Here is a 12,148-nt window from a genome sequence, read left to right on the forward strand (position 1 = left end):
GTGCGAAAGACCATTTTGTTGACAGGCGGTACTGACGGTATCGGATTAGAAACTGCAAAAATACTGGCAGCAAAGGATCATACTTTGCTCTTACATGGCCGCAGCGATACAAAACTAGAAAGTGCAAAAGAAGCAATAAAGCAAAGCTATCCCAAGGCCCATATAGATACATTCCGAGCAGACTTATCCAATTTATCAGATGTGTTAGCACTGGCCTCAATGGTAAAAATTCAATATTCAAGTATTGATGTTCTTATCAATAATGCCGGCGTATTTAAAGTACAAAACCCAATAACCGACACGGGTTACGATGTTCGTTTTATCGTAAATGCTATTGCCCCCTACCTGCTAACGAAACGGCTATTGCCGCTTTTTGGCACTGACGGTCGCATTATCAATCTGTCTTCTGCAGCGCAAGCAACTGTGAACCTCGAGGCGCTCAAAGGTCACCAACAACTATCCGACAACGACGCTTATGCCCAAAGTAAACTGGCTCTCACTATGTGGACCTTTCAACTAGCCCGCTCACTTGGCGACAAGGCCCCGCAATTTATCGCAATCAATCCCGCCTCATTTCTGGGTAGCAAAATGGTGAAAGATGCTTACGGAACTCAAGGGAAAGACTTAAGTATCGGCGCCAGCATATTGGTACGGGCGGCACTCGATGATGAGTTCTCAAACGCTAGCGGTAAATACTTTGACAATGACATAGGCAACTGGTCCCAGCCACATCCAGACGCGCTAGATGAGAAAAAGAGAAAGGTACTTATTGAAGAAATTGAGAACACTCTCGACAAACTCAGCATTAAAAATACCTAAGACGTTAACGCAATCAATTAAAAGGAATTCACCATGAAATATGAAGGTTTTACCACATTCTCGGCGATGCAAGATGACGGAATCCTAACTGTGACATTTGACTTTGGTCCCGTGAATGTCCAAGGGCAAGAAATGCTGGCCGACTTAAACAGCCTGGCAATGCGCCTGGAACGGGATCGAGAAACCAAAGTCGTTGTGTTTCAGTCGGCAAATCCGGAAGTTTGGGTATGTCATTACGATACTGAGTTACTGAAAGATATGTCTGACGAAGCTGTATCTCGCGAAGAAGCCCAACTATTGGATTTACAGGCTATCTGTGAACGCATCAGTAAGGTGCCCCAAGCAACGATCGCCAAACTAGAAGGCTTCGCTAGAGGTGGTGGCCATGAACTGGCCTTGGCACTCGATATGCGTTTCGCAGCCCGAGGAAAATATAAATTCATGCAAATGGAAGTGGGTATGGGAATCCTCCCCTGTGGGGGAGGCGCATCAAGGATGGCTCGGCAGACAGGACTGGGTAAAGCGCTGGAGATTATTCTCAGCGCCCGTGATTTCGATGCTGACGAAGCGGAAAGCCTCGGCACAATCAACAAAGCACTAGAGCCAGATGAAATTGGCGAGTATGTCGATAGCCTAGCGAAGAGAATCGCTCAATTTCCAGCAGAATCAATCAATGCTTGTAAGCAGGCGGTCTATGAGTCCATCGATAAACCTATCGGTGAAGCGCTAAAAGCGGAGGCCTATTGGCTGTATCAAGCAACCAGTAAAACACCTGCGCTAAAACGCTTCTCTATCGCAGATGAACAAGGGTTGGAACACGATATTGAAAATCAGCGGAACTGGAACCAACTGGTTATGGATGTACAAAAAATAAACTAGCAGTAGCAATTGGGCATCCGACGATTTACAGGCTGCGATGCCCTACTTACTTCGGACACTTAGACAAAACTCTACAGAAAGTACAATTTTTGGGAATCAAAATGAGAGCAATGATTGTAAATACCTTTGGCGGCCCAGACGTATTTGAAGCTGCTGAAGTACCCAAGCCGACCACCAAAGCTGGCCATGTGCGGATTAAAATATCAGCAACCAGCGTCAATACCGTAGATACCATGATTCGCCAAATGGGACCTGCATTACCCCTTTCACCTAAAACCCCGGCGATATTGGGTATGGATTTCGCTGGTGTTGTTGAAGAGATTGGCGAAGGTGTAACCGATTATCAAGTGGGCGATGAAGTCTATGGCTGCGCAGGTGGACTGGCTGACTTGCCGGGAACATTAGCCGAATATATTGTTGCAGACGCGAACTTAATTGCCCTGAAACCCGAGAACCTGACCATGCGGGAAGCAGCAGCTTTGCCCTTAGTAGGCATAACCGCCTACGAAGGGTTACAGCGTGCGGGGGTTAAGCCTGGACAAAGTGTTCTTGTTCACGGTGGCTCGGGCGGTGTGGGTCATATAGCTGTACAGCTGGCTCGTCACTTTGGTGCTGATGTTTACTCAACAGGCTCCGGAGATCCTCAACTGGCAATGATTAAAAAACTGGGGGCAACGCCGATTAACTACCGGACTGAATCAGTTGAGTCTTATGTACTGAAGTACACCAACGGAGCAGGCTTCGATATAGTATTCGACTCAGTCGGTGGTGCAAATATAACGAACTCTTTTGAGGCAGCAAAACTCAACGGCCAAGTAGCTACTACCGTTTCCATGGTAGAACTTGACCTGACGCCTGCTCACTTTAAAGGCTTGTCTTTGCATGTCATTTTTATGTTAATTCCAATGCTACACAATTATCATCGTGAGGAACACGGACATATTTTAAAAGCACTAAAAGCCATTACTGAAGCAGGCGATCTCAAACCTGTGCTTGATGAAAGTTCCTATAGTTTGCCTGATATTGGCAAGGCCCATGAACGGCTGGCAAGTGGGCAAGCTATGGGGAAAGTTGTTGTGGATATCGAACCCTAAGTCTGACTAATAGAGATTTCAACTCGCAAATCTCCATTATTGATGGGAATATCGCTAAAAATGTAGATGTTCAGGCCTGATTTGATAGCCTTCGGTTACTCAGAAAACTTCATTTTAGGTCTGAACTGTTTCAACCAGCTCACATTAATTTATCAACATATTTTTTAAAATAGACATCTTATTTGAAGAACAATTTCTCCACTCAAATTTGTAAGGCGGCTTTAATCCCTTATAGTTGTAAATGTATTAAAAATATACCAACCTTAAAAAGAGTCCCAAAATCTACCAGCAATTGGTCCCAAAGAGCGTTCTCTATTACGAATAATACATAGATCAAAACTGCTAAATGCTTCAATCCCCTCAACACTAATGGGTACAAGTAAACCTCGCTCCAGCTCACTCTTTATGAAATGTTTTGGTATCCGACCCCAACCAAGTCCAGCAAGGGTCAGCTCTTTTTTTGTATGGTAGTCATTAACAAACCATCTGCGTCCAACTTCCAGCAAGTTGATATTTCCCTTATTTTCTGAGCGGCCCGTATCCCTCACGACAATTTGGGGTAGTTGTGCCGCTTCCAATTGTGAAATCTCATCGCCAGGAAAAATGTCAGGAGCCGCAACATTAACTAATTCAACCTGCCCTATTTTCTTCCACTCATGTTTACTCTCAACACCGAATAAAGTAGCAAATGCCAGATCAGCTTCATTGTCATCTATACGCTCCATTACGCCCGACAGTAGTTCAGTGCTAATACTGAAATCCGTATTGGGAAATGACAAAACTATAGGCTTGATCTGTTTTAACAAGGGTGATAGCTCAACAATACCGCTGATGACCACGGTAAACTTGGGCTCTATTCCCGCTCCAAGCTGGTGCCCCATTACAGAGAGCTGTTCAAGGCTTTGCATAACTCGCTTAGTCTGCTGGTAAAAAGCCTTTCCCTGCTTTGTGAGGTTCGGTCTATAACTATCTCTATCAAATAAAGGAAAGCCAAATTCCTCCTCAAGCTTCTTAACCGCATTACTAATCGTCGGCTGGGTTTTGAAAATCGCCTTGGCCGCACCGCGAAAGCTTCCCTGCTCCACTACGGCAATAAACATCTTGAGTTGCTCTTGGGTCATACTAGAACCTGATTCATAAAACTTATCATATTGATCTATATATACCATTATTATTTTATCGTCAACATGGCTAATCTGCACCCGATCGAAACAAGCAGAGCCAATAGATATGACTAAGAAACAAGACAATACAAGCCTTTTTTCCCACGGAAAGCTTGGATCTATGGAAACTAGTAACCGTATCATCATGGCCGCCTTGACACGTGCAAGGATAGGTCGAGATGGTGTACCAACAAGCGTCAACGCCAAGTATTACGCTCAACGGGCCAGCGCAGCGATGATCATCACAGAGGCTACCGCGATTTCACCACAAGGGCTCGGATGGGTGGACACCCCTGGCATTTTTACGGAAGAACAAATCGAGGGCTGGCGAGAGGTTACCGATGCTGTACATCGCCGTGGTGGGAAGATTTTTATCCAACTTTGGCACATGGGCAGAGAAGTACACCCCGACCTTATCGGAGGTGAAGCGCCTGTTGCGCCCTCGCCAATAGCTGCGGAAGGAGAAGCACATACTTATGAGGGAAAGAAGCCCTATGCAGTTCCACGAGCATTAACATGTGATGAGATTCAAGGCATTATCTCAGATTACAAACAAGCAGCTAAGAATGCGCTAAAAGCCGGCTTTGATGGAGTTGAACTCCACGCCGCAGGACCCTACCTACCCGCGCAATTTCTTCACGATAGTAGCAACCATCGTACTGATGCCTATGGCGGCAGCGTAGAAAACAGAGCTCGCTTTATCTTTGAAGTAATATCCGCGCTGAGTGAAGTGTGGGGATCAAATAGAGTTGGAATCAAGCTATCTCCGGAAATTAGCTTGACGGACAGCAGTGCTCAAGAAACCTATTTATATGTTGTTAACCAGCTGAATAGGTACAACCTAGCTTATATGCAAATGATGGAGCGAGCCTGGGATAGAGATGAGCAACCAGCCATTGATCACATCCAGCTACGCGATGCATATAACGGCCGCTACGTTGCCAATGGTATGTATGATCTGGAGTCCGCAAAAAACGCTATTGCTAAAGGATCAGCCGACTACGTTTCCTTTGGGCGTTTATTTATATCCAACCCGGACCTTGTAGAACGCCTGGCAACTAATGGGCCCTATAACGAAGAAGATATGTCCTCATTTTTTGCGGGTGATGAGCGAGGGTATGTAGATTACCCATCTCTAACTGAAGAAAGTGCTTAATTGATAGACCTCTTAACTTTGTAATGGATATAACCATGGAAAAAATTCTGATCACTGGCGGCACTGGCAACAATGGCAAAGCCGTTCTTAAAAATCTCGCCAAAACTGATATACCTGTTAGAGCTATGTTACGAGATATTTCAAGTGCCCCAATCAAGGCAGATAACATCAACTATGTGAGAGGAGACTACGAAGATGAACACTCTCTATTAGAAGCGTTGGATGGCATTGAATCAGCCTTTCTAGTTACTGCATTCGAACCCTCATTCCCTCAAAAACATGCTGCTTTTATCCGTATAGCTGAACAGGCTGGTCTTAAACATATTGTACAGCTCTCAGGTTTAGGGGCAGATACCAATTCATCGATTGATATAGCCAGATGGTTAGGAGAAGCAGAAAATTATCTTACCCAGTCAAGTTTAAACTGGACTATTCTGCAGCCTGCTGGTTTTAACAGCAATTTTCTCGCCTCAGCCAGTGAAATTGCCACACAAAATACTATTAGTGCACCTTTTGGCTCTGCACCAGGCGCTACTGTTGTTACAGCCGATCATCAGGACATCGGAGATGTAGCAGCAAAAATATTAGTGGACCCAGGCATGTATACTGGAAAGAAATATGTACTCACTGGATCAGAAAAATTAACTTATAGCGATATTGCAGATGTTTTATCCAAAGTATTAGATAGAAAAATCACATATTTACCTATAAGCGATGAAGCAGCAAAGTTAGGATTGTTAAATGCCGGAATCCAAAAGAAATCGGCTGATGCTCTTGCCCAGCTGTGGCCAGTAACCCGCGAGTGGGGCCATACCATTGAACCCTCTAGTCATGTGGAAGAGCTATTGGGAAGGAAACCAACTACGCTTGAAGATTTTTTCCGACAGGAGACTCAGAAATTTAATAAAGCAATCATTTAAATATAAATACAGACACTTGATCTGACAGTGCAGGATCTGGAGGGTGCATGACTGTCAGATCAAGTTTAATTACATATTTAGTACTTATACCATTTACCGTCATCAATGAACGCTTAAACTATTTAGCTTGCCATAGCATTCTATGCCATCCTATCAACCTTATAGAGTTAGCAAAGGCGCTAATAAGAAATACTTAAAGGCCACCATCTAGTCATATATCAGGAGCTATTCAATCCATACTCGGGTAAATTTTCGCCTTTGGCTTAATGTATCAGTGAACTTTTCTCTATCATGGAGCACTCTGGTATTGTCAAGAAAGAGTAAATCTCCAGATTTCATCGAAAAACTAACTACATTTTCTTTATTATTTAACTCTTGATCCAATAGATCAAAAGATTGACAAACATCCTTGGACAATACTTTACCTACCCTTTCATGACCTTTTTCAATCCAATAGCGCATGTAACGAATAGATAATTTACTATTAATATAGCTAAAAATAGGAAATTGGTTACCAAGCAAATGTTCCACATTTTTTTTACTATCTGGAGTAACCAGGTCTCGAATATAACTCTTATACAGAAGAAGAAGGTCTTCAGGCGATGACGCCCTTACTCTCTCATGAACTTGTGCAGCAGATACTACCTTAGATATACCACCAGATAGCGCAGGCGTTAAACAGCAAAGTCCAACTATCCTTGGTTGAATCAATTTCTGTGAGCTATCAGTATGAACACTGGTAGCTTCATTGGTTTGAGAGATTGGAATGGGCTCCGTTTTATAGTCCATCCCGGCATTCTGAACACCATAGAGTCTACCGTAAGTATCAATGGTATTACCCAATGCAAGACTGAGTTTCAAGAAAAATAGATTAAGTACCTGATGATCAAGATCGGTTACACCTCGTATCCATGCTACACCAGTCCCTTGATGTAATTCTCGCTTAATACCCTGAGACAGGCTGCCAATTTGAGGAGTAGAGACAGAGTTATTTTCAAGCACTTCAACAGGGTTAGTCTGCTTGGAAGCCCACTCTGCCAAGGCGTGTGCTTCAGCGCGCCATCCTTTAGGCAAGGCAAACTTCCAGGAAGAGTTTTTCTCCATATACACCGCATCCCAGGCCTGAGCACGAACCAAGGGTGATGGGGCCAATTCAGTCATTTGCTTGAACCCTAAATAGAACATGAAGTGGATAGCCCTTAAGAGGGCCAAAGAAATTAGTATCAAGTGACAAATGATCTTCAGTTACTGCAAGTTCCTTAACTGATGGTAACCTGGTAAACCCTGCCAATCTAAGAGCCTCAAAGTAATGAGTAAAGTTTTTATGTACACATCGCACAGATACAGCAATACCATCTCTACGCCATATCTTTCCTTCAAAAGTTTCATCAACTCCCTCTAAATATTTTCTCCCTCTATGTTCAAAGTAAAATGGCGGGATCTCATCTCGCATATAGGGTAGACAGGGGTGTGGGACTGTAAATATGAAGGTTCCATTAGAGCTGAGTAGTGATCTCACCCTAGTCATTACCTGTACCATCTCCTCAATGGTTAAGTAATTGAACAGAAAGACTGCTATTGCTTGATCAAATTCAGTCCTTGGGTATTGATTAAAGCTTACCGCGTTTCCAACTTCATAATTAGCCTTATGCAACCCAAGCTCAACCGACATTGACTTTGCTTGACCAATCATTTTTAAAGATGAGTCAACCCCAAATATTGAGCCAGCACCAGATTCCATAATTATTCTAGACATATAGCCTTCCCCACAGCCAATATCTAAAATGTGCTGACCGGAGACATTACCCAGCGCCTCTAAAACTAGAGGTCTGGCTGTATAGTCACTAAGCATCACCTTTTCCGACCGATGCCAATTAGTCGCCTGAGAATTATATATTTCTTCAGTTGATGGAGAGTGAATCATTACGGACTCCTTCCTGTGCATTATTGATGAAACTACTCTCAGGCCCCTTTATTGCTCTTTCCAGCAAACCATCCCAAAACGCAGCTCTAAGATTTAAAGCCTTCATGACACCATGGCGCAGGCGCCTTCTTTCTTCATCAGTGTTAGCAAAATCCAGGGCGACTTGATTAAGGCTCTCTGTATGATTGTCGTCAACGAGTGTATGTACTGGGAAAAAACAGTAGTCAGCCAGACCTAGATCAGGCAGAGATTGCAACCCTCTCTCTATATATGGATAAATAGAGCTTACAATGTGCTCAGTCCCCAACCCTAAAGCCCCTACCGCCTCCTCTGTAGGGCCATGAAGTAGGACACCAGATAGCATTTCATACCAAACTAATGCCTCCTCAAATAGGGGTATCTGCGGGATACCATCTGTTACTCGCAACCTAAAATTTTCGAATAATTCTGTATGCGGAATATCATGGACCCAATCTTTTTTAATCCCGTATTGCTCCAGTTGATTAAGCTCCGCTTCTTCATAATGCCCTGACTCCTCATGAAGGTTTCCCAGAAGTACATTTCGATGTTTCTTTGATGGTAACCTTGCAATTACTGCAGCCAACATATTGATAAAACGGGAAGAGTAAAATCCATACTGCTGGGCAAAGTCAGCTACTGCAAACCTAAAGTTTGGTAGAGTACCATTGGAAAACTGCACAAGATATGGATGGTTTACAGCTCTATGCTCAAGAGCTTCCTTTGAAAGCTGTTTTAACCAAGCTTTTTTTTGAAGGCACATAAAAATCTCCAGCATTAAACACTGATTCGGGGTTGAATAACTTTAACTAAGTAAATATTTACGCATCTATAAATGTATAAAACTATAAATACGACTTATTACTTAAATTTTCTTCAGCAACTAGCGAAATAGATACATGGTTATACCTCCTGTAAATTGATAAATATTCATTCACCAACCTCCAACAACTCTACTCAACAGGTCAACATAATTAATTATTTTTACCTGTTGCGAGGTTATCCCTCACCTCAAAACCAAAATTTTAAATTTGACTCTGACACCACTTACCTCCCTTCCTAAAAAGTTAATATTTAGATTGGCGACAATATCAAGCCTGACATATGCCACCTAAATATCAGTCGAAGGTGAACCGAATATTCTTACAGTTTCCGCTGAATAAATTTCTTCTTAGAAAGATTCAGAACATAGCAATTAGAAATAAGGATTAAGGCGGAGGGCTCACAGCGTAAATGAATCGATTAATCCATGCCACGGTCAAACAACACAGAGATAGCCGGAACAACCAATAAATGAAGAAGACTCACATAACGAGCTCTCCACAGAAAATTCTGCACAAGCTAAATAAAGTTTTTTTGTAGATAATGTGTGAGGGTATCCTATTGCATCTTCTCTTAGCTTATCCTATTTTGAAGTTAATCAGCTTGGCTAGGCATAAACTAAAACAATAAGACAACTCCTTTCCTAAGGAGCATCAAAGGACCGCTCACCCAGATCCTCAATAATGTGATTGATAAAACTGGTGATACGTGTTGACTACGCAGTGTTTCGGTAGCAAATCACATAAATAGGTTGATTTACCTCTACAGTCTGCTCTGGAAATAATTGCACCAACCGCCCGGTTTGACTCTCTATTGGTTTTAAAGCCTGATAAAAATACGATTCCTGCATCTGATAGTGCTAGTTGCAGTAAAGTCTCAGCACTAGATGAAGTAATCGTTGGCTTGATGTCCAGTATGTCCCCACTCTGCTCATACAGCGGACATATGTTGAATCATTCTGGTTTTGTAAAACCAAGTGAGGTGTGTTGGACAAGTTGCTCAACACCCTCCGGGCTACCATGTTGTTGTAAGTAGTCAGGACTGGCTAGAATTCGAACTCTGCTAGAACCGATCTACCTAGTACGTATTATTGAATCCTCAAATGGGCTTTGTCTTAACTAATCCAAATAAGAAGATGCTGCGCCACCTAGAAACCTAAGATTCGACATGAAGAATCTATAAAATTCACCCCCCTTTATTCAATTTTAATTAAATATTTTCGTGATGTTTTTTGCGTATTCGGCATGTTTTTAGCCTCAAAATCTTTGATATTTCTACTCAAACTTCACGTATTGATAAATTCAGCTTTTTATATGTAACAAATTGAAAGCTACACCGACTAAAACTTTGATGTAATCAAATTTACACATCTTAAAAGGACCATCATTAAGAACATATTTAGAAAAAAGCTGTCTCTATCGCTTTCAAATAAATCTGTTGAAAAAAGGAAACTTTGATGTTGCATCTAAAAACTTTACCCAGCCAGGCCGGTAATTCTTGTGCTGCTCACTGCACCGAGATCGCAGTGTCAGGATTCGATATCCGTGCGCCAAGGCCACAGGCATTTGTGGAAGGGACTCTGTGGAACACCATCAAATGGCAGAATGCTGACCTACCTCCGGTTCCACTCGGTGGTAACCACCCCTTAGTGGCGGCCAACAATAGTTCGCCGATACGTGTGCGAAACTACGTGAATGCACAGCCTGGGCGCACCGGTCGGATTCTATACGATGCGGCGCAGAAAGACGTGTGCCTTCAACTCGCGCAGGCGACCAATAGAGCTGATTATAATGCGCTGTTTACAAATCTCATTCAGCCAGCTAGTAACGGGGGAATGCCGAGGAACTTGCGTGCCGACACCTTTTACAATTGCGCTTTTATGATGTTTCGAGGCCCTTCCCCTGTGTCTGCTCAAGAGATGGGTTTCCATAATATCCTGATTGCCAAGGATGGGAACACAGTCAAATATTATAACCCGAATGAAAGCCAACCAGTTTGGAGGAATGATGTTGGATGGCGAACGTTGCGTTATCAAAATAGTGGGGCGCATAGTTACGTTTGGAGTGGTATTGCAATCGAAATCACCTAGCAGGTAAATTGTGGTAGTTCGGACTTAATAAGCAATCCCTGGTTGTGATGTGCCGCTGCAGCATCAGAATATCTTTTGTTTGGCTTTTGAACTTCGATGACTGGCCACTCACCCCCCAACTTGAGTTCCTCAAATAGAATCCTGACTCACTGCTAGGTAAGATCGCTTACCTAGCTTTCCAGAGAAAGTGCTACGCAAGCTAAATAAAGTCTTTCTTTATAGCTTTTTGACAGGGCCTGCTATTACAAATTTTATTGTCCCGTTTTATATTGAAGTTAAACTGCTTGGCAGGGAATAAACAAAAACAATAAGACAACTCTCTACCTAAGGAACATCAAATGGCCGTTCACCCAGTTCCTCAATAATGTGATTAATAAAACTGTTGATACGTGATGAAAGTGCAGTATTTCGGTAGTAAACCGCATTAATGGATTGATTTACTTCTACAGTTTGCTCTGGAAATAGTTGCACCAATCGCCCAGCATGACACTCTCTCTGGGTCATAAAGTCTGATAAGCAGGTGATCCCTACATCCGAAAGAGCTAATTGGAGCAAAGTCTCTCCGCTGGATGAAGTGACCGTAGGCTTAATGTGCAACATCTCCCCATCGTGTCCTTGCACGGGCCACTTGTTGAGAAGTTCAGGCTTTGTGAAACCCAGCAATGTGTGCTGGACAAGCTGCTCCACACTCTTTGGAGTCCCATGTTGTTGTAAGTAACCAGGGCTGGCTAGTATTCGAACTTTACTAGAACCTATCGGCCTGGCATGTAATGTTGAATCCTCAAGCTTCCCAATGCGAAATGCCACATCAGTACGCTTCTCTATCAAGTCGGTAATTCCCTCGTTACTGTTTAGCTCAAGCTCTATCTGTGGATATCGGGTTCGGAAACTTTTTACCAGCGGCGTAATTACATGCAGCATAAATGGCGTGGCGGCGTCTATGCGCAGCAAACCCGAGGGATACTTTTGGCGAGCAGCCATCTGTTCCTCAGCCTCTTCTACCGATCTGAGGATACCTCTTGCATAACTCAGAAAAGCCCGGCCCTCTTCGGTTAACTCCAGTCGCCTTGTAGTGCGTTGTAGAAGGGTAGTTTGAAGCTTATCTTCCAACCTGGCCAGTGCACGACTGACCCCGGAAACGGTCTGCTCTAAGCGTTCAGCCGCCGAAGTGATTGAGGAAGTATCCACCACGGTAATAAACACCTGTAGTTCCTGAAGGGTAATCTGCATTATTGATTCCAAGTCAATTGTCATTTGCTTATAG

The 12,148-nt window shown here is 43.2% G+C and carries 11 protein-coding genes; 6 read left to right on the forward strand and 5 right to left on the reverse strand.

Annotation, left to right across the window (positions count from 1 at the left end; genetic code table 11):
* The 3 genes from ACJJI1_RS20510 (at position 1) to ACJJI1_RS20520 (ending at position 2,792) form a co-directional block, all read left to right on the forward strand.
* On the forward strand, positions 1-819 hold the full coding sequence (locus tag ACJJI1_RS20510; RefSeq protein ID WP_444957842.1) for an SDR family NAD(P)-dependent oxidoreductase: 819 nt from the start codon (positions 1-3) through the stop codon (positions 817-819).
* A 33-nt stretch (positions 820-852) separates the two neighbouring features.
* Positions 853-1,698, forward strand: a complete 846-nt coding sequence (locus tag ACJJI1_RS20515) for an enoyl-CoA hydratase/isomerase family protein (RefSeq protein WP_444957843.1) — start codon at positions 853-855, stop codon at positions 1,696-1,698.
* Positions 1,699-1,799: 101 nt separating this feature from the next.
* A complete protein-coding gene (locus ACJJI1_RS20520) occupies positions 1,800-2,792 on the forward strand; it encodes a zinc-dependent alcohol dehydrogenase family protein (protein ID WP_444957844.1) in 993 nt (330 codons plus the stop codon).
* Positions 2,793-3,055: 263 nt separating this feature from the next.
* Here the strand turns inward: ACJJI1_RS20520 and ACJJI1_RS20525 are convergent, their stop codons facing one another.
* The gene (locus tag ACJJI1_RS20525) at positions 3,056-4,102 is read right to left on the reverse strand and encodes a LysR family transcriptional regulator (protein WP_444957845.1); all 1,047 of its coding nucleotides are present in this window, start codon (positions 4,100-4,102) and stop codon (positions 3,056-3,058) included.
* Between ACJJI1_RS20525 and ACJJI1_RS20530 the strand changes: the two genes are divergently transcribed.
* The gene (locus ACJJI1_RS20530; RefSeq protein WP_444917287.1) at positions 4,077-5,111 is read left to right on the forward strand and encodes an alkene reductase; all 1,035 of its coding nucleotides are present in this window, start codon (positions 4,077-4,079) and stop codon (positions 5,109-5,111) included. The genes ACJJI1_RS20525 and ACJJI1_RS20530 overlap by 26 nt on opposite strands.
* Positions 5,112-5,146: 35 nt before the next feature.
* Complete coding sequence (locus tag ACJJI1_RS20535; protein WP_444913183.1) at positions 5,147-6,031, forward strand: SDR family oxidoreductase; 885 nt, start codon at positions 5,147-5,149, stop codon at positions 6,029-6,031.
* A 225-nt stretch (positions 6,032-6,256) separates the two neighbouring features.
* Here ACJJI1_RS20535 and ACJJI1_RS20540 read toward each other — a convergent pair whose 3' ends face one another.
* From ACJJI1_RS20540 to ACJJI1_RS20550, 3 genes are read right to left on the reverse strand one after another with little or no spacing between them, the layout of a single operon-like run.
* A complete protein-coding gene (locus ACJJI1_RS20540) occupies positions 6,257-7,192 on the reverse strand; it encodes a TauD/TfdA family dioxygenase (RefSeq protein ID WP_444957846.1) in 936 nt (311 codons plus the stop codon).
* Positions 7,185-7,955, reverse strand: coding sequence for a class I SAM-dependent DNA methyltransferase (locus ACJJI1_RS20545; RefSeq protein ID WP_444913185.1), 771 nt, complete (start codon positions 7,953-7,955; stop codon positions 7,185-7,187). Before ACJJI1_RS20545 ends, ACJJI1_RS20540 begins: the two co-directional genes overlap by 8 nt.
* Positions 7,933-8,736 (reverse strand): iron-containing redox enzyme family protein, encoded by an 804-nt coding sequence (locus ACJJI1_RS20550; protein WP_444957847.1) that lies wholly within the window; start codon positions 8,734-8,736, stop codon positions 7,933-7,935. Before ACJJI1_RS20550 ends, ACJJI1_RS20545 begins: the two co-directional genes overlap by 23 nt.
* A gap of 1,515 nt (positions 8,737-10,251) precedes the next feature.
* Here ACJJI1_RS20550 and ACJJI1_RS20555 point away from each other — a divergent pair.
* A complete protein-coding gene (locus ACJJI1_RS20555) occupies positions 10,252-10,884 on the forward strand; it encodes a hypothetical protein (RefSeq protein ID WP_444917290.1) in 633 nt (210 codons plus the stop codon).
* 324 nt (positions 10,885-11,208) lie between these two features.
* Here the strand turns inward: ACJJI1_RS20555 and ACJJI1_RS20560 are convergent, their stop codons facing one another.
* Entirely contained in the window at positions 11,209-12,114 is a 906-nt protein-coding gene (locus ACJJI1_RS20560) for a LysR substrate-binding domain-containing protein (protein WP_444913188.1), read from the reverse strand.
* Between the last annotated feature and the right edge of the window lie 34 nt (positions 12,115-12,148).

It is taken from the genome of Microbulbifer maximicatervae (SeqCode) (assembly GCF_052467065.1).